At 63.0% G+C, this 17870-nt stretch carries 19 protein-coding genes; 2 read left to right on the forward strand and 17 right to left on the reverse strand.

The window, feature by feature from the left end; translation table 11 throughout:
• Positions 1 to 7: 7 nt before the first annotated feature.
• Both ACP7D4_RS00405 and ACP7D4_RS00410 read right to left on the reverse strand, forming a co-directional pair.
• Positions 8 to 724: a hypothetical protein gene (locus tag ACP7D4_RS00405; protein ID WP_426103524.1), complete on the reverse strand. Its 717-nt coding sequence runs from the start codon at positions 722 to 724 to the stop codon at positions 8 to 10.
• Entirely contained in the window at positions 717 to 2087 is a 1371-nt protein-coding gene (locus ACP7D4_RS00410) for a hypothetical protein (protein WP_426207479.1), read from the reverse strand. Before ACP7D4_RS00410 ends, ACP7D4_RS00405 begins: the two co-directional genes overlap by 8 nt.
• 231 nt (positions 2088 to 2318) lie before the next feature.
• Here ACP7D4_RS00410 and ACP7D4_RS00415 point away from each other — a divergent pair, with 231 nt between their 5' ends.
• Entirely contained in the window at positions 2319 to 4094 is a 1776-nt protein-coding gene (locus ACP7D4_RS00415; RefSeq protein WP_426207480.1) for a DUF885 domain-containing protein, read from the forward strand.
• Between the two features lie 75 nt (positions 4095 to 4169).
• Here the strand turns inward: ACP7D4_RS00415 and ACP7D4_RS00420 are convergent, their stop codons facing one another.
• The 3 genes from ACP7D4_RS00420 to ACP7D4_RS00430 are packed head-to-tail and all read right to left on the reverse strand — an operon-like array spanning position 4170 to position 6057.
• The gene (locus ACP7D4_RS00420; RefSeq protein ID WP_426207481.1) at positions 4170 to 4457 is read right to left on the reverse strand and encodes a hypothetical protein; all 288 of its coding nucleotides are present in this window, start codon (positions 4455 to 4457) and stop codon (positions 4170 to 4172) included.
• Between the two features lie 60 nt (positions 4458 to 4517).
• A complete protein-coding gene (locus tag ACP7D4_RS00425; RefSeq protein WP_426207482.1) occupies positions 4518 to 5669 on the reverse strand; it encodes a serine hydrolase domain-containing protein in 1152 nt (383 codons plus the stop codon).
• Between the two features lie 16 nt (positions 5670 to 5685).
• Positions 5686 to 6057 (reverse strand): hypothetical protein, encoded by a 372-nt coding sequence (locus ACP7D4_RS00430; protein WP_426207483.1) that lies wholly within the window; start codon positions 6055 to 6057, stop codon positions 5686 to 5688.
• A gap of 39 nt (positions 6058 to 6096) precedes the next feature.
• Between ACP7D4_RS00430 and ACP7D4_RS00435 the strand changes: the two genes are divergently transcribed.
• Positions 6097 to 6354 (forward strand): DUF885 family protein, encoded by a 258-nt coding sequence (locus ACP7D4_RS00435; protein ID WP_426207484.1) that lies wholly within the window; start codon positions 6097 to 6099, stop codon positions 6352 to 6354.
• A 22-nt stretch (positions 6355 to 6376) separates the two neighbouring features.
• Here ACP7D4_RS00435 and ACP7D4_RS00440 read toward each other — a convergent pair whose 3' ends face one another.
• The 12 genes from ACP7D4_RS00440 to ACP7D4_RS00495 form a co-directional block, all read right to left on the reverse strand.
• The gene (locus tag ACP7D4_RS00440; RefSeq protein WP_426207485.1) at positions 6377 to 7540 is read right to left on the reverse strand and encodes a serine hydrolase domain-containing protein; all 1164 of its coding nucleotides are present in this window, start codon (positions 7538 to 7540) and stop codon (positions 6377 to 6379) included.
• Entirely contained in the window at positions 7527 to 7811 is a 285-nt protein-coding gene (locus tag ACP7D4_RS00445; RefSeq protein WP_426207486.1) for a hypothetical protein, read from the reverse strand. The genes ACP7D4_RS00440 and ACP7D4_RS00445 overlap by 14 nt, the downstream gene beginning before the upstream one ends.
• A 215-nt stretch (positions 7812 to 8026) precedes the next feature.
• On the reverse strand, positions 8027 to 9190 hold the full coding sequence (locus tag ACP7D4_RS00450; RefSeq protein ID WP_426207487.1) for a serine hydrolase domain-containing protein: 1164 nt from the start codon (positions 9188 to 9190) through the stop codon (positions 8027 to 8029).
• A 33-nt stretch (positions 9191 to 9223) separates the two neighbouring features.
• A complete protein-coding gene (locus ACP7D4_RS00455) occupies positions 9224 to 10930 on the reverse strand; it encodes an ABC transporter ATP-binding protein (protein ID WP_426207488.1) in 1707 nt (568 codons plus the stop codon).
• Positions 10927 to 12252, reverse strand: a complete 1326-nt coding sequence (locus ACP7D4_RS00460; protein WP_426207489.1) for a TolC family protein — start codon at positions 12250 to 12252, stop codon at positions 10927 to 10929. The genes ACP7D4_RS00455 and ACP7D4_RS00460 overlap by 4 nt, the downstream gene beginning before the upstream one ends.
• Complete coding sequence (locus ACP7D4_RS00465) at positions 12245 to 13507, reverse strand: ABC transporter permease (RefSeq protein WP_426207490.1); 1263 nt, start codon at positions 13505 to 13507, stop codon at positions 12245 to 12247. The genes ACP7D4_RS00460 and ACP7D4_RS00465 overlap by 8 nt, the downstream gene beginning before the upstream one ends.
• Positions 13504 to 14166 carry an ABC transporter ATP-binding protein gene (locus ACP7D4_RS00470; RefSeq protein ID WP_426103516.1) on the reverse strand — a complete coding sequence of 221 codons (663 nt, stop codon included), beginning with the start codon at positions 14164 to 14166 and terminating at the stop codon, positions 13504 to 13506. Before ACP7D4_RS00470 ends, ACP7D4_RS00465 begins: the two co-directional genes overlap by 4 nt.
• Positions 14159 to 15232 carry an efflux RND transporter periplasmic adaptor subunit gene (locus ACP7D4_RS00475; protein WP_426207491.1) on the reverse strand — a complete coding sequence of 358 codons (1074 nt, stop codon included), beginning with the start codon at positions 15230 to 15232 and terminating at the stop codon, positions 14159 to 14161. The genes ACP7D4_RS00470 and ACP7D4_RS00475 overlap by 8 nt, the downstream gene beginning before the upstream one ends.
• On the reverse strand, positions 15219 to 15812 hold the full coding sequence (locus ACP7D4_RS00480; protein ID WP_426207492.1) for a CPBP family intramembrane glutamic endopeptidase: 594 nt from the start codon (positions 15810 to 15812) through the stop codon (positions 15219 to 15221). The genes ACP7D4_RS00475 and ACP7D4_RS00480 overlap by 14 nt, the downstream gene beginning before the upstream one ends.
• Positions 15794 to 16414, reverse strand: a complete 621-nt coding sequence (locus tag ACP7D4_RS00485; RefSeq protein WP_426207493.1) for a GNAT family N-acetyltransferase — start codon at positions 16412 to 16414, stop codon at positions 15794 to 15796. The genes ACP7D4_RS00480 and ACP7D4_RS00485 overlap by 19 nt, the downstream gene beginning before the upstream one ends.
• Complete coding sequence (locus tag ACP7D4_RS00490; RefSeq protein ID WP_426207494.1) at positions 16411 to 16866, reverse strand: GNAT family N-acetyltransferase; 456 nt, start codon at positions 16864 to 16866, stop codon at positions 16411 to 16413. The genes ACP7D4_RS00485 and ACP7D4_RS00490 overlap by 4 nt, the downstream gene beginning before the upstream one ends.
• Complete coding sequence (locus ACP7D4_RS00495) at positions 16863 to 17795, reverse strand: lysophospholipid acyltransferase family protein (RefSeq protein WP_426207495.1); 933 nt, start codon at positions 17793 to 17795, stop codon at positions 16863 to 16865. The genes ACP7D4_RS00490 and ACP7D4_RS00495 overlap by 4 nt, the downstream gene beginning before the upstream one ends.
• Between the last annotated feature and the right edge of the window lie 75 nt (positions 17796 to 17870).

A 17870-nucleotide genomic window follows, 5' to 3' on the forward strand; every position in this document is an offset into this window, starting at 1 on the left:
GTCTGCCTCAGGTTATCGGGTCTGCTGCGCTGTCGGAATCGACGCCAGCGTCAGGGTCAAGGATGGCCACCGGGTCAGCCACCGGGTCAGCCACTGCCACCGGCGCGCGCTTGAACACGTCCGCCAGGGCGCCATTGATGATGCGCTCCTTGAGCACGTCGGTGTCCATCAGCAGGTCGAGCAGCGCGCCTTCGAGGATCACGTCGCCGCGCCGCTCGATAAAGCCCATGCGCGAGAGCACGCCCAGGTTCATGTCCATGCGCGTTTTTTTACCCAGTTTGTCGCCAAAGTCCGACAGCAGCGCCGTGTACGAAATGCCGATCGAGGTGTCTTCGGCGCGCGGCATTGGTTTGTCCTTGTCGAACATGTCGTCCTGGTCGTCGTCGGCGTTCTGGTGCGTTTCCTGCCGCTCGCGCTTGGGCAGAATAATCTGCGCCCACAGCACCACCAGCAGCGCCACGCCGTCGCGCGTGAGGCCGAAGTTATTGTTTTGCCAGATATCCTTGGCGCCGAAAATTTTCGGCTCCACGGCGCGGTGCAGCGCCAGCGTGACATGGTCGGCATACACGTTGTCGATCATCTTCAAGCCCGAGTCGAGCAGGCGCTTGTCCACCTCGGCGCGAAACAGTTCGTCCGACAGCACGCGCTTGACCAGCTTGTCGTCGCGCCGCAGCGTTTGATGCGTGAGCAGGCGCGCGATCAGGATTTGGGAATCGTCATTCATCAAGCGGGCCGCTTTCGAGGTCTAGTGAGAGGGTGGCAATCGACATCGCAAACACGTGCGGATCGTTGAGCATGACCATCTCGTCGGTAGGCGTGAAGGTAATGGGCAGGCGCGCCAGTTGTGCGGTGGCGCCTTGCAAGCTCGCTTCTGACGCGTCGCCCAGCAGCGGCAGCATCGAGGCGCGGTAGGAGGCGATTGCAAAGCTGGCTGGCAGCAGCGAATCCTGGATCGGCACTGTCTTGGGACCGTCTTCCGAAAAACTGGGGAAGTTGCCCAGGTTGGCAAAGTCGGACAGGCGCGCCAGCCAGTCGTCAAGTTCGGCCTGCATGGGCGGCGCGTCGTTCACGGTCAGCGGCGCATCCTGGCCGACCGGCAGGCCGGCCTGCGCCATGACGGCAAAGCGTTCCTGCAGCAGTTCGGTCTCGGCCACGTCGATCATTTCGGCCGGGGTGCAAAACATCGGCATGACGGGGCGGTCGATGGCGCCGGTGGCGAGCGAGGCCAGGTCGTCGTGTGCCAGCAGCCAGCGCTTGACGTCGGTCGTCGACAGGCCGGACTGGCCCAGGTGCACGCGCTGGCGTTCGATCTGGTTGAGCGCGCGCGAAAACATGCCCTGCATGTTGAGCAGCGCGCTCTGGGCGCGGCCGATCGCCTGCGCCGCCTTGTGGGTGGCCGAGTCGGCCCGTTCGTCGGCCAGAATGGCGCGCAGAATCAGCGAGCCTTTCTCGACCCAGTCGCAGGCCATGTGCCACTTGGACTGCGAGGTGCGCAGCTTGAATTCGGAACCGGAGGCGATCGCGTCGCGAAACTCCTCGGTCAAGTCGACCAGGCGTCCGAGCAGGTGCTTGAGCTGTTCGACCGTCACCCCGCCCACCGCCTGCGCGCCGGCCACTTGCGAGAGCAAAAAACCCATCTCGGCTTCGTCGTCGGCCTTGCCCAGCGAGAGCAGCGTGTCGAGCGCCGAGAGCACGTTGCGCGCCATGGGCGTGACGCGGTACACGGCGCCTTGCGCATCCCAGGCCAGCAAGCCATGCGAGCGCAGTCGCAGCAGCACCGTCTCCAGGCTTTCCGGAATCAGGTACGACAGCTTGAGGTTGATGTCGGCGCGCGTAAACGCGGCCGTGCTGGTGTCGGCCGCCAGTTCGCGCAGCACCAGCAGGCGAATCAGCACGCCGTCGGCGCCGCCGTGGAACAGTGCCGTGAACGCCTGCAGCGTCGGCTGCGCGCGCTTGAGGTGAAACACTTGCTCGATTTCGTCGGCCGAAATGCCGGCGTGGAAGTGCGACTGCAGCGAATCGTGATCGTCCTGCCCGGAGGTAAGTTGTTCTGCGGTCAAAACCGCGCCTGCCATATTGTCCATCATTGTAATTTCGGGCGCTTCTCTGCTCGTTCGCGGGGGCGTCAGTATATCAGTTCAGTCCGCCCGGGCCGCATAAAAGGGGGCACGAGCCGATCGGCAAATATTCCCGGCGAAGCCAGGCGCCCAGGCGGCAGCGCATGCATACACGATTGTGCGAAGATTTTGCTGACATGGGACGCGAGCGCCTCCTATACTTGCCGATGCCGCTATTGGCCACTACCGAGGAGGAATGGCATGTCGCATACATATAAAAAGGCCCATGTTTTGCTGGCCGCGCTGATCATCGGCGCGCTGTCGCTGCCCGCCGGCGCGGCCCAGCCAGCCTGGGTCACCAAGAGCAATGAGAGCGCCAAACTGCTGCTCCATGTACTGGCCAAATATTCGCCCGAAAGCGCCAGCGGCCTGGGGGTGGACGGCTACGACGAACAGATCACCGACCTGTCGCGCGACCAGTTCGAGGCCTCGAACAAGGACTTGCGCGCGGCCATCGCGCAACTGCAAAAGCAGCTGGCGTCCGAGCTTGACCCCAAAGTGCGGCAAGACCTCGCCATCCTGATTGGCGCCGGCGAAGACCAGATCCGCTCGGCGGCTCTGAACCGACGCTATTTTCTGCCTTTTATCGACGTAACGGGGATGATGTTCGGCGTAGTGCGCGAGATGCTCGACCCGCGCATTCCCAAGGAGCGCCAGAAGGCGCTGTTGGTGCGTCTGGAAAAATATGCGGGCCTGACCAAGGGTTACCGGCCGCTGACGGTGCTGGCCAACGAGCGCTTGCAGGAGCGGCTGAAAGCCGACGGCAAGCTGCTCGGGCCTTTCAAGGATGAAGTGGAGCAGACCATCAACGACAGCCCTACCCTGATTCAGGGCATGCGCGAGCTGCTCGCCAAAAGCGGCCTGGTTGGCTGGGAGAGCACCTTCGCCACCCTCGAGACGCAGCTGGTTGCCTACAACGCGCAAGTCAAAGCGCAAGTGCTGCCGCGCGCGCGCCTGGACCACCGCCTGCCGCCCGAAGTGTATGCCAACAACCTGCGCCAGTTCGGCGTCGACATCAGCCCGCAAGAGCTGATCGCCAAGTCGCTCACCTCGTTCGCGGAAATTCGCAACCAGATGAACATCACCGCTGGCCAGATCGCGCGCGAACGCAAGCTGCCCGTGGCCGACTACCGCGCCGTCATGCGCGAACTGAAAAAGCAGCAGTTAAGCGCCGAACAAGTGATGCCGCTGTATGCCGAGCGCCTGGCCACGATCGAACAGGCGGTCAACGAGCAGCGCATCGTCTCGCTACCGGCGCGCAAGGCCGTGATCCGGCTGGCCAGCGTGGCCGAAAACGCCGCCTCGCCCGCGCCGCACATGAACCCGCCGCGCCTGCTCGGCAATACCGGCGAGTACGGCGAATTCGTGCTCACCACCGGCATGGCGCCGGACGCAAAGGGCAAGACGCTTGCATTCGACGATTTTTCGCACCAGGCGGGCACCTGGACCATCACGGCGCACGAAGCGCGCCCGGGCCACGAGCTGCAGTTCGCGAAAATGATCGAGGCGGGCGTGTCGACCGCGCGCGCGGTGTATGCGTTCAACAGCGTCAACGTCGAAGGCTGGGCCTTGTATGCGGAGGCGGAAATGCAGCCTTACCTGCCGCTCGACGGGCAGCTCTTCGCGCAGCAGGCGCGCATGCTGCGCGCGGCGCGCGCTTTTCTCGACCCGATGGTCAACCTGGGCGAAATTTCACCGGAAGGCGTGAAAGCGTTCTTGATGGATGAAGTGGGCCAGTCCGAAGGCATGGCCATGCAGGAGATGCAGCGCTATACCTTCCGCGCGCCGGGCCAGGCGACGGCCTATTTTTACGGCTACCAGCGGCTGATGGAAACGCGCCAGGCGGCCGAAGTTGCGCTGCGCAAGAAGTTCGACCGGCTCGCCTTTAACGACTTCGTGCTCTCGCAAGGGCTGGTGCCGCCGGCGCTGCTGCGAAAAGCGGTCATGCAGGAATTCGTGCCGGCGCAGGGGAAGTAGCGGCCCGACCGCTGCGCGCCAAAGCTGCCTGCACCAGCTGCGCGGCGCCGCGACTGCGCCGGCGATCCTCACGCTTCAAGGCTTGGCGTTGTCGCGTTCTTTGCGCCACTGCTCGTAGGAGCGCTGGTTCTGCTGCCTGCAAGCGAAGTAAGCGCTGGCGTCGATGTTCTTGCGTTCGCATTCACGGCGGTTATACCCCTCTGCCGATTTGGCCAATACGGCGTCAACTTCCTCGGGGGTCTGCAAACGCGGGGCACCGCATCCGGCAGCAGTTAGCGCCACGGCCAACAGCGCCGCCAGCGCCAGGCGACTGCCAGGCCGCCGGCGCATCAAGAAACCATTGCGTCTCACATCTTGGTGCATCTCTTTACTCCTTGGTTTAACCGCACTACTGGTCACAGCTCATCATTGGATCGGCGCGCACTATTCGTACAGCGGTTGCACCACCTGCAGCACGGCATCGAGCGTCTTCTCAGTTGCATCGCCGCCATTGCTAAGTATTACGTAATAGATTCCTTTTGTATAGTTGACGCGCATGATGTTGCGAAAACCGTCCGCACCGCCCCGATGAGCAAACAAGGTCAGGGGCGAGGAGTTGCGTGGCATAAACCATCCATAACCGTAGTACTCACCACTGCCAAGTACGGGAAAGCCCGATTTCGGACTCGTCATAACGGCAAGTGTGTCCAGCGAAACCAACCGACCGGTCCCCAGACTGCGTAACAGCAGCGTCATGTCGGCCGCCGAACTGTGCACGCCGATCGGTCCCACCGTCACGAAGCTGGCGCCGTGAGTCGTCGTGCTGCGCGCATAGTTTAACGCCGCGTCGCCCGGCTGGAGCGCGCTGGCACCAGTGACATACGAGGAGCGCATGCCGAGCGGCGTAAAAATATTCTCCTGCACGTATTGCGCATAGCTGCGGCCCGATGCGCGCGCGATGATCTCCGCCAAAATGACGTAGTTGCTGTTGCTGTAGGCCGCACTCGTGCCGGGGGCAAAATTGAGATGGCTGTCAAGTGCGAAGCGCTTGAACAGGTCGTCGTTGGTAAAGCCGTCGAGCTGCAGGGCGGCCAACGGCGAGATGCCGCCCATATAGTCGGGAATACCGGTTTGGTGCGACAGCAACTGGTGGACCGTGATGGCGCCCCATGTCTGCGGCAGTTGCGGCAGCCACTTGGCGATCGTATCGTTGAGCGAGAGCAGTTTGCGCTGCTCGAGCTGCATCACGGCGATCGCGGTAATCGGCTTGGTCAACGAGGCAAGCTCAAAGACGGTCTGCTCGCTGATAGGCGTGTTGCGGGCGATGTCGGCCATGCCCTTGCTGCGACTGTAAGCAACTGCGCCGTCCTTGACAATCACGATGCTCAGGCCGGGCTGGGACGCATCCTGCTGTTGCGCCAGCAAATCGTCGATGTGGGAGACCATGTAGGCGTGCTTCTCCTCCAGCGTCCCCGTACGCGGCACAGTCGAGGCGCCCGGACCGCCGCAGGCTGCCAGCGTCAGTCCCAGCAACAGCGCCAGTCCCAGCTTGACGGTGCGGCCCAGCGCAGGTGTGTTGGAATAATAGTGCGTCATGTAAAGCTCCTTGTCATTATGCTTGAATTGTTGCCTGGACTTCCCGAAGGGAGTTGTTCAAAGCCTGCACCTTGCCCGCGCCGCAGATTAATCCGCTGCCTGCCCGTCGGGCGCGAGGGGCGAGACGCTTGCTTTTGACCACTGTTCGCACCAGGCTGGCACCTGGACCATCACCGCGCAAAAATCGCGGCCGGGTCGCAAGCTGCAATTCGCGAAAATGATCGAGGCGGGTATATCGCCCACGCTCGCGGTGGATGCGTTCAATAACGTCACCGTCGAAGGCTGGGCCTTGTAGGCGGAAGTGGCAATGCAGCCTTACCGGCCGCTCGACGGGTAGCTCTTCGCGCATGCTGCGCGCGGCGCGCGCCTTTCTCGAACCGATGGTCAACCTGGGCGAAATTTCACCAGAAGGTATGGAAGCCTTTTGATGGATGAACTGGGCCAGTCCGAAGGCATGGCCACGCAGGAGATGCAGCGCTATACCTTCCGCGCGCCGGGCCAGGCGACGGCATATTTTTACGGCTACCAGCGCTTGCTGGAAACGCGCCAGGCGGCCGAAGTTGCGCTGCGCAAAAGGTTCGACCGGCTCGCCTTTAACGACTTCGTGCTCTCGCACGGGCTGGTGCCACCGGCGCTGCTGCGCAAGGCGGTCATGCAGGAGTTCGTACCGGCGCAGGGGAAGTAGCGGCTTGGGCGGGCCGCGACGCCTATTCGTAGACGTACTGCACGATGCCGGACAGACGATCGACAAGGTCATCAGTTGTCTGCCCGCCATTGCTCAATATCACGTAACTGATGCCGCGCTGATAATTACTGCGAGTTAGGTGACGAAACCCGTCGAGGGTCCCCTTGTGTGCAAACACGGCCAAGGGCAATCCCTTCGGCCGCACATACCAGCCATAGCCGTAATATTCCGACAGGGCATTGATCGGGTGGGCCGATTGGGGCGCGGTCATCGCCTCCATGGACTGGCGCGACAGCAATGTGCCGCTCGCCAGAGCGCGCAGCAGCAGGGCAAAGTCGGCGGCCGAACTGTGCACGCCGAGCGGCCCGGGTGTCATGAAGGACAGGCCGAACGGCTTGGCGTCGCGCGCAAAACTAATTGCTTCGCTGCCCGGCTGCGGCGCAACCTGGCCCGACACGTAGGTCGCCTGCATGCCCAGCGGCGCGAAAATATTTTCTTGCAAATACTGGGCATAGCTGCGTCCGGAAACGCGCGCGACGATTTCAGCCAATACGACATAGTTGCTGTTGCTGTATTTCGTGTCCGTCCCCGGGAGAAACTTGAGCGCGCCATCCAGCGCAAAGCGCTCGAACAAGCCCTGGTTGGTCATGCCATCGATGTAGCGCGACTGCTCCAGGTAATGCACGCCGATAAATTCGGGAATGCCGCTCTGATGTGACAGCAACTGATGGACTGTGATGCCGGCCCATGCAGGGGGCAATTGCGGCAGCCATTTCCCAAGCGGGTCCTGCAGCGACAACAGCTTGCGCTCGTGTAGCTGCATGATGGCGATGGCGGTGATCGGCTTGGTCAATGAAGCGAGCTCGAATACCGTCTGGTCGCTAATCGACGCATGCCGGGCCCGGTCGGCGATCCCCTTGCTGCGCTGATAGACGACGGCGCCATCCTTGAGAATGATAATGCTCAGCCCCGGCGCGGCAGGGTCCTGCCGTTCTGCCAGCATGCCGTCGATCCGCCTAGTCAGCTCAGCCTGCTTGTCCGCGGGCGAGCTTGCGGAGCTGACCACGCGCAACAATGTCGGGCCAGCCGTGCCGCAACCGACAAGCGTCGAGCCAAAGGCCAGCACCAACCCCGCCCGCCACAGCGTGGCGGCGCAGCGCCCGCGCCCTGCCTCAAGGCTTTGCATTGCTGCGCTCCTTGCGCCACTGGTCGTACGACTGCTTGTTTTGGTGCTTGCACGCGAAGTAGGCGCTCGCGTCGATATTCTTGCGCTTGCATTCGCGCTCGTTATGTGCCTGCGCCGCCTGGGCCAGTCCGGCATCGATTTCCTGGGGCGACGTCAGGCGCAGCGGGCCGCATCCGGCGCCAAGCGCGCTCAGCGCAAGAGCCGACGCCAGCAGCAGGGCCGGACGGCCTGGGAACCTCGCGCGCCACCGTTTTTGTCTGCTGGTGTTCATATTTTCTCCTTGAAAGCACATTGTCGACTGATCATCATACTTGCAGCGCGCCTGGCAGCCTGTCGGACTTGAGGAGGCGAGCCAAAAATGGGCCGGCCGAAGAAAGATCTCGACGTTTTCTCAGGGCAACAGTCATTCCATCGACCCGAAAAGCGGCAAAATTCGGACCCGTCACGTGGTTTTTTTGGTCCGTCCACGCGAAATACGACAGGCTGTTAGTTATAGGTCGTCAGGACGAATTTCTTTACCTCGGCGGCCACGCTGGCAGTCGCATCGCCGCCATTTTCCAAAACGATGTAATACAATTCTTTGGTCTGGTCGGCGTAGATGATATGGTGAAAACCGTCGAGCTGGCCGGTATGGGCGAACACGGTCAGCGGCGCCGCCCCTGCCGGCACATACCAGCCATAGCCGTAAAATTCGCCGCTGGTATTGATCGCACGGCCCGACTGCGCGCTCGTCATGGCCGTCAGGGTGGTCATCGGAACCACCTGCCCTGCGGCCAGCGCGCGCACCAGCAGCGTCAGGTCGGCCGCGGAACTGTGCACGCCGATCGGGCCGACGGTGGCGAAGGTGGAATCGTACGGGTTTGGCTTGACGCTGCGAGCAAAATTGAGCGCCTCGACGCCGGGCTGCGGCACGCCGCTGCCGAACACATAAGTAGAGCGCATGCCGAGCGGGGTAAAAACACGCTCCTGGAGGTACTGGGCGTAGCTGCGCCCGGATGCGCGAGCGATGATTTCGGCCAGCAGCAGATAATTACTGTTGCTGTATTCGGACTTCGTGCCGGGTCCAAAATTAACATGGCCGTCGGCGGCGAAGCGTGCAAGCAAGTCGTCATTGGTCTTGCCGTCGAGAAGCTTGACTTCGGAAGGCAAGATGTTGCTCATGTAATCGGGAATGCCGCTCTGGTGCGACAGCAGCTGGTGAATGGTGATGCCCGTCCATGCCGACGGCAACTGTGGCAGCCATTTGGTGACCGGGTCGGTCAGCGCAAGCAAGTTTGCATCACGCAGCTGCATGACGGCCAGCGCCGTAATGGGTTTGGTCAGCGAGGCCAACTCAAAGACCGTATTCTCGCTGATCGCGCTGTTGCGGCCGAGGTCGGCCATCCCTTTGCTACGGCTGTACGTCACCACGCCGTTTTTGATGACGACGATGCTCAGGCCCGGATCGGCGGCCTTTTGCCGACTTGCCAATACCGCATCAATATGCGACGTCAGGTAGGCTTGCCTTGCCTCGGCCGTGCTGCCGGCGGGCGGCCCCGACGAGTCCGAACCTGAACCTCCGCACGCGGACAGCGCGAGCGCAAGGCAAAGCCCCCCCCCAAGACGGCGGACGGACCCGGCGATGGAAATCGGTAAGTAAGCGTGGCTCATTGGTAACTCCTTGTAATGATATTGAGGGCCGATTCAGGCCGGTTGCACAGGTTGCGCGGTACCAGCCGATACCTCGAGCGTACGGTCGATAATGTCCTCGAACGACGCGCCATGCGTCACCAACAGGACGGTGCAGCAGCCCTTGAGCCGGTGCAGATAGGCGCGCAGGTGGGTGAGCGCATGGTGGTCAAGATTGTTTTCCGGCTCGTCGAGCACCAGGATGGATGGCTGGTTGACCACAGCGCGCAGCAGGGCGATCTTTTGTTTCTGGCCGCCCGACAAATCGCGCCCGCTTTCCAAGATCACTGAGTCCAGTCCGTGCTTCCAGTCCGCCAAAAAATCAGTCAGTCCCAGTTCGGTAGCGGTGGCGTGCACCTGCGCGTCGCCGATGGGGCGCCCCATCGTGATGTTCATGCGCAGCGTATCGCCAAAGACCAGGATATCCTGCGGGAGGTAGCCGAAATGGTTGGCAAGGTAATCGGCCTGCAGCGACGTTACCGGCTCGCCATTTAACAGTACCGTGCCGGCGGCGGGCGATTCCAGGCCGCACAGCAGCGACAGCAGTGTCGATTTTCCGGCGCCGTTGCTACCGGCCAGCGTAGTGCACAGACCAGCGGGGATGCTCGCGCTAAAGCCGGCGAAGACGGGATCGGCACCGTAGGCGAACGCCAAATCGCGCACTTCGATCGACGGCGCGGCTACACGCGGCCCGATGGCGCGGGCCGTCACCGGCTGTGCACTGCCGGGTGTGCCGCCCAGCGTGGTGGCGGTAAACAGCGCGGCCACACGCTCAAAGGCGGACACTTCAAAGACATAGCCCGAGGCAACGCTGAACAAGCCGTTGATCGGACCGTACAGCAGCGACAGCGCAAACATGAAGGACACCAGGTTGCCCACGGTCATCTCGTTGTTCGAGATTTTAGCGCCACCGACGAACCAGATGATGGCGGTGACCATGATAGGAATCAGGCCAAGCGTACCGTACATCAGGGCGCTGTAAATGCGCGCCTTGAGCAGCTTGTTTTCGCTTTGCATTAGCGAGTCCGCCAGGCGGCGGTGATGGAACGGACGCGAGCCGGTGACCCGGCCTTCGCGCAAGCCATTGAGCGATTCGAGAATGGTCGCGTTCGACAGCGCAACGCCGGCGTGCGCGGTCTTGGCCAGCAGCGTCATGCGCTTGCGGGCGACATGAAAGATCAGCCCCGCCAGCGGCAGCATCCACACGATATACAGCACCACCGTCGTGCTCAGCTTGAGCAGGATGACGCCATACACCAGCAGCGCACAGACGTGGCGCGCCGCCCCCGCCAGGCCGGTCGGCAGGAAGTGGTTGAGCACGGCGAGGTCGCCCGTCAGGCGCGTGTACAGGTCGCTGACGTTAAACTGACTGGAAAAACGCAGCGGGGCATTTTGCAGCGCGTCGAAGACAGTTAAGCGCGCGCCCAGCGCGAAACGCTTGTTGAGCAACGCAGCAAAGACCTGGCCGCCGATCCCCAGCGCCAGCCCGGTCAACGACAGACCCACCAACAGGAAGATCACCGGCTGCAGTTCGGCGAACGGCAGGCCCCGGGAAAGGCCATCGATTACCTTGCTGAGCAGGAAAGGCAGCGGCACCTGCAAACACATCGCGACAATGAGCATCGCAAAATACAGGGCAATGCGCCCGCGCACCGGCCTGATCAGCCGCAGGTACAGGGGGCGCACGGAAACGCTGGCCGGGATGGCTTGATGGTCGCTCATAGGGTTCCCTTGCGCAGCAGCAGCCGGGCCTTGAAATAGTCGATCGTTTCGGAGCGTTTTTCCAGCTCCAGCTCCTGGACCGCAAGCTCGGTCTGCGCGCTCGTCACCGCATGCGCGTCGATCTTTCCCAGCTCGAGCTTGACGCGCGTGATTCCCAGTTTTTTCTGCATCAGTTCCAGCCTCTTCTTTTCAGTCTGTTCATCTTCCTCGGCGTCGGCCAGGGGCCGGCCCAGGTCATCGATCTGCTTGGCCAGATCCCGGGCGACCACTTTATAGTCGGCCTGCGCATAGGCCATGCGCGCCCGGCTGGCGGCCACGTCGGACGACGTGTCGAAGCCGTCGAACAGGTTCCACGTCAGCGCAAAGCCGATGAATTTCTTGTCTTTAGCCTGTCCCGTGTAGGCCCGGTTGAAGTCGTTGCGGTCGACGCCTGCGCTGGTGATACGCGCATAGATATCCACGCGCGGCAGGTAACGTCCCTTGGCCCGCGCCACATCCAGGCTGGCCTGACGGATGCGCGAGGCCGACAGTTGCACCTCGTTGGCCGCCCCCAAGGCGCCAAAACCCCAATGAGTCAGGACGTTGCGGTAGCCATGCTGGGGCGCCGGCAAAGGCGCGGCAAGTGCCGGCAGCGCGCGCGGCGCCTCGCCGATCAGCACCGTCAGGTCGCGTAGGGCATTGCGGTAGGCCCGTTCGCGGGTCGAGGTAGCCAGCGCGCGCATCTGCGCCTCATATTGCGCTTCCGACACATTCAGCGCTGCGCGGCGCCCAAGCGTGAAGTCGCCTTCCACGACCCGCAGCTGCTCGTCCTTGGCGTCCTGCTGTACTTCGGCGATGCGCAATTCCAATTCAGCCTGGCGCAGCGCGTGGAATTGGTCGAGCACCTGCGAGGCCAGCGTTGTGCGCTTGAGGTAATACTGCATGCGCGCTTCCTGCACCTTTTCGCGGCTCGCATCCAGGTTGGCTCGGTCGATGCCACCGTTGTACAGATTTTGCGTGAGCGACAGGCTGCTGCTGGCGCTGTAGGCGTAGCGGCTGCCGGCCAGCAGCAGCGTTTCCAGGCCCGGCACGTTGCTGTAGGCATCAATGCGCGCAGTGCCCACGCTCAGGTCAAGGCGCGGCATGAAAGGGCTCAGCGCGCGGCCCGATTCCTGCTCGGCAATCTCCACTCCCAGCGCGCCCTTGCGCAACTCCGGGTCATTGAGCATGGCCTGGCGCAGCGCCCGGTCAAAGCCGGGAGCCGGTGTGCGCGCGGCAGTGGCGGCGGCGGTCGCGCCGCTGGCCAACAGTAGCAGCGTGATAGCGACGGCTTGTTTATTCATGGCGCAAAGCCTCCACCGGCGCCAGGCGCGAGGCCGTCAAAGCCGGGTAATAGCCGGACGCGACGCCCACTGCCAGTGTACTCAGGATGGCCAGCAGCAAGCCGTCGAAGGAGATGTTCACCAGCAGCGACGAGACGGCCGAAATGAGGCGCACCACGCCGATGCCGAGCACGATGCCGATGGCGCCGCCGATGGAACTGATCAACACCGCTTCGGTCAGGAACTGGGCCCGGATGGCCACCTGGGGCGCGCCGATCGCGCGCCGCACGCCGATTTCGCGGGTCCGCTCGATCACCGACGTGGACATGATGTTCATGATCGCCAGGCCGCCGACGAGCAGCGAAACGCCGGCCGCCACGATGCCGATCAGCGCCACGCCGCCGAGGATCTTGTTGGCCGTGGCCACATAGCTGGCCATGCTTTCGCCCTTGTAGCGGAACGCGCCGCGGTGGCTGGCGCTGAGTGTATCGACGATGTGCGCGATGGCCTCGTCGGAGCGGTTTAAATCCATTGCCTGGCCCTGTAAATAACTGACGAAATCGGAGTCACCCATCATTTTTTGGCGGGTGGTGTAAGGAATTAAAATACGCGCGCCCGTTTCTTCGCCGCGCCCAGCGCCAATGCTCGTGATCAAGTCGCGGCTTTTTTCGCGCAGCACGCCGACCACCTCGAACCACTGGTCGCCCAAAGTGAATTTCTGGCCCACTAAATCACCTGCACGTTCGGGAAAGAGCTTTTCTCCCACCGCTGAACCGATCACCGCCACGTTCAGGCGCGCGCTGATATCGTCCTCGGTGAGAAAGCGCCCGCTGGCGGTCTCGTCGCCGTCGATCACGTCAAAGTCGTGGCTCACGCCCTGCAGGCGCACGCGCGCCGTCTTGCCATTCTTGGCCGCGACCACTTTTTCGCCCGGCATTTCAACCACGGGCGACAGTCGTCCCAGCACGCCCTTCCCATCCCGCAGCAACTGTCGGTAGTCGGCGCTGCTAATGCCCGAACCGACGGCATCTTTTTCCAGCCGATCTTCGCCGGCGAACGAGCGGAACACCCAGATCGTTTTCAGGCCAAACGTTTCCAGTTCGCGAAATACCATGTCGCGCCCGGACGAGGCAATGCTGCTGACCACGATGATGGAAGCGATGCCGATCGCCACGCCCAGCAGGCTCAGGGCCGAACGCAGGCGGTTGTCGGCCAGCGCCTCATAGGCTTCGGCGACCAGCGAATGGGCGGGCAGCCCCAGCCAGGAACGGTTCACGCGGCCACCTTGCCGTCGGCCAGGTGGATGGTGCGGTCGGCATGCGCGGCCAGCGCCGGGTCGTGCGTCACCATGACCACGGTGCGGCCCTCGCCGCTCACTTCGCGCAGCAGCCCCATGATGTCGCGCCCCGTCGCCGAATCGAGGTTGCCGGTCGGTTCGTCGGCAATCAGGATGTCGGGGTTGGTCACCAGCGCGCGCGCGATGGCCACGCGCTGTTGCTGGCCGCCCGACAGCTGAGACGGCAAGTGCGAGGCCCGGTTCGACAGCCCTACGCGCTCGAGCATGCTGGCGGCGCGCGCGCTGCGCTCGGCGGCGCCGGCGCCCTGGTAGATCAGCGGCTTTTCAATATTCTTGAGCGCGCTGTTGCGGGCGATCAGGTTGAAACTCTGGAAAATAAAGCCGATGCGGCGGTTGCGGATGGCGGCCAGCTCGCGGTCGTCCATGGCCGACACATCGTCGCCCGACAGGCGGTAGCTGCCGGCCGAGGCGGTGTCGAGGCAGCCGATGATGTTGAGCAAGGTCGACTTGCCCGAACCGGACGGCCCCATGATGGCGACGAACTCGCCCTTGCCGATGAACAGGTCGATGCCGCGGATCACGCCCAGGGTGCCCCCGCCAATCACGAAGTGCTTCTCGATGCCGGCCAGCTCAATCATTGGCGGTCCTGGCAAGCTGACCCTTGCGCGCCAGCAGGTCGGTGCTGGAAATGCCCGCCACCACCCGGTCGTAGGTGGCGTCGCCGCGGCTGGTCTGAACCGCGCGCGCGCGCACGCCGTCCTTGGTGACGACGTTGACGAATTTTTGCTTGCCGTCGAGGTATACGCGGTCGCGCGGCACACGCAGCACGGACTTTTCCTCGAGCACGATGAATTCAACGTAGAGCTGCTGGGCCACGCGCAGGTCGTTGATTGGCGCCGTCGGGGCGATCACGATCTTGACCGCGTTCTGGCGCTGCGCGGTGGCGATGGCGCGCGCGATTTCTTTGACCCGTCCGGCGCGCCGCACGCCGCCGTCTTCCTGGTCGCTGAACACTACAGCCTGGCCGACGTGCAGCCGTTCCACGTCCATCGCATCGACATAGGCGGTCACGGTACGGCTCTCGCCGCCGACCAGGGTCAGCAGTTCCTCGCCGGCGCTAACCAGCTGGCCGGCGACGGCGGACACCACAAGCACCTGGCCGTCGAGCGGGCTGTTCAGCCGGCCCATGGCGCGTTTGTCGACCAGGCGTGCCTGGTCGAGATTGGCGCGCTCGATATCCTTGGCGGCCATGTCACGCTCGACGGTTTTTTGCTCGAGTTCATAGGCCGCTGAGCTACCCACTTCAACCAGCCGGCGCACGACGCGCAGTTCGCGCTCCAGTGCGTCAAGCTTGGCCAAGGCGCGCCGCTTGTCGAGCGCGCGCAACGCCGCTTCGCTATCGTCTTGCATGTCCTGCAACTGCAGCAAAGGCTGGCCGCGGTGCACATCGCTGCCCTCTTGCGGGACCTGCGCGCCGATCCTGCCGCTGAGCGGGGCACGCAGCACCAGTTGGTGTTCGTAGGCGACCGTGCCCTTGGCGATGATCACGTCACGCAGCGGACCGATGCTGGGCAGTACGGTGCCGGCCATGCGAGCATTGGCAGCCTTGGCCGCGCCGAAGCTGGCGCTGCGGGTGGCCATGACGGCGCCGCCGACGGCCAGCGCGGCGAGGGAGAGCAGAAAAACGGTTTTAAACTTTTTCACTTCGATATCCACTAAGTCCAATGAGGTAATTGCGAATGGCGTGCGGCAGGATCGCTGCCAGCGGGTCGCCCGTGTACAAGTAGAGCAATCCGAGGATCAGGGAAAAGAAGAACAATTCGAGCGTGCGCGGCCAGCTGGCGGCGGTACGGTGCCGGTGCCAGTGCGTGAAGGCTGCAGCCACCGCAAACAGCGCCGCCGGCGAACCGATGCAGGCGCACAGCGCCGTTTGCAGCACCACGCGCCACAGTGCCTCTTCGTACAGCGCCACCAGCAGCGCGCGCCGCGCCAGCTGCGCATGGCGCGGCGCTCCCGCGTGGCCAAGTCCCGTCAACACGCTGGCCAGATAGGCGCGCGGCGCTGCGGCCGTCATGCACACCGATAGCGCGAACACCAGCAAGGAGCCGAGCAGGTAAGCGGGCAGCGCGCGCCAGGCGGGCGCCAGCGCGGGTGCGGCAGCGCCCTGCACCACCATCAGGATGCCGAGCGCCACTAGCAGGGCGTCGAGTAGGAATCCGGTCCGCCTTGCGCTGCGGCAGCGCAAGGCCATCAGCAGCAGCCATGTTATTGCCCAGGTTGCCAATTGATCAGCCCGCGCTCGACATGCTTTTTCAGCAGAGTGGCGGCGTGTTGGTTGACGAACGCCGAAAATTCACGGTCCAGGATCGAAAACACATGGACGTCGGACGCGACCCCGGCAAGTACCCGATGGCGGCGCAGCGTGCCGTCGCGCCGCCCGCCGTACGACGTCATGCGCAGCGATGCGGCGTTGGTGTCGTAAATGTAGCCGTACACCTTGCGCAGGTTCAAGTGATGGAAACAATAGTTGTACATGACCATGTTCATGTCGCCAGCGGCCAGCTTGCTGCGGTTGGCGTCATCGCCCACCAGGCAAGTGTATTCCGCATGCCGGTGGCGCCAGTCAATCTTGCACAGCATGGCGAGCCCCACCGGCTCGCGCGTAAAACGGTCTTCCGCCAAAAAGTACCTGTTGGGCGAATAGTCATCGGCATTATCTTGAAGCATTTGCTCGGCTAGCCTGCGCGCCTGCCCGGCTTCGCGCGCGGCGGCGCCGCCAATGTTGTTCAGGTACGACTCGGTCGAGACCCAACGGGTCAGGCAGTCGAGGTCGTCCAGTTCTGGCTTGCGCACATTGATGACCAGGCCGGGCAGCTGGAAAATCATGGTGCCGCCTCGACACGGCCGTAGACGCAGAGGTCGGCGTAGGTGCCATTGATGAACAGATGATCGCGAAAACACGCTTCCTGGGTAAACCCGAGCGCTTCCAGCAGAGCAACCTCGGCGGCCTCGTGCGGGAACACGTAGGAGTACAGGCGAGTAACTTGCAATTGCTCCGACAAGCGCTGCAGGAACGCGGCCAGCGCGCCCCGCGTATCGCTGCCATGCACCTGAATCCTAGCATGACCCTGGATCTGGTCGACCGCGTGGACCGACAGCAGCAGGGGCGGTTCGCAGGCATCGTCAATAAATTGCAAGTTCTGGGCGTCGGACAGGATGGCATCGAGTTCGGAGACCGAATTGCCGAACGAGGATGCCAGCGCCACATAGCTGCTGTCGGCGCCGGGGGCGCTCTGGACTAGCAGCTGCGGCAAGTGTTGCGGACCGAGACGGATCATGGGGCCACCGCTTCGGTATGGCTCGACCCTGGCGCGGCGGCGGGCAGCTGGTGCCAGATCGTTTCAGCCAGGCCGGACCAGAACATGACCTGGTTGGGATCGATCCGGATCCATGCCTCCAGGTTGGCAGCGATGCCTTGCGTCAGACGACCGACTGCCTGACGGTTCGACTCGCCCGCCGGTCCGGCGTCAGGATACAGCGGGTCATCGACGCGCAGTACTTCTCGCCCTTGTGCGTTAATGTAATTCTGAACCGGAATGACTACCGCGCGCGTCATGACGGCAAGCTGTGCCGGGCCACTTTGCATTTGACAAGCATGACCGAAAAATTCGACTGTCTGGCGCGTCGTCACGTGTACTTCGAGATCGACCGTCATGGCCACGACGTTGCCCCTACGCAGCTCCATGAATGCCTGTCGGCCGCCGTCCTCGGTGGCGCGCAGGATGGTCACGTCGTGCCCCTGGCGCTTGTAGGCGGCGAGCAAGATCGCCTCGTTGCGGTCTGCCTTGCTCATCTTGAAGACCGATAGCTTGCGCCGCGTCTGAATGGAAGACAGCAGTTTCAGGAAGCCAAGCTGAAAATTCCCCATGTGCATAGTTACCAGAAGCACGGGACGGTTCGATTCGAGGAAGGGGGTGAGTTTTTCCACCCCTTGGATCTCGATCGCCTCGGTCCGCGCCAGCATCTGATCAACGCCGGCGAGGCAGGTCAGCAGGTATTCGATATTAAAGCGGGCGAAACAACTCAGGCTGCGCTTGAAGATACGGGTTGCAGCGTGGCGGTCGACGCGCAGCGACCTGCCGATGGCGGCAATTGTGGAGGAATTGTATCTGCCCAGCCGGTGCCATAGCATCAGTCGGATGATCGGCGTTAACAGCATATTGCTCAGGCGACGCCCGAGGAGCGGGGCAAACGAGTAGGGCGACATAAGCTCTGTAATAATGGTAATCTGTTTAAAAGTAAAACAAGGTGTTATTGCAGTTTGTAGCCAATTGGAATGGGT

Origin of the sequence: Massilia sp. TWP1-3-3 (assembly GCF_049897805.1) — a bacterium.
In the GTDB taxonomy this organism is placed as follows: Bacteria; Pseudomonadota; Gammaproteobacteria; order Burkholderiales; family Burkholderiaceae_D; genus Telluria_A.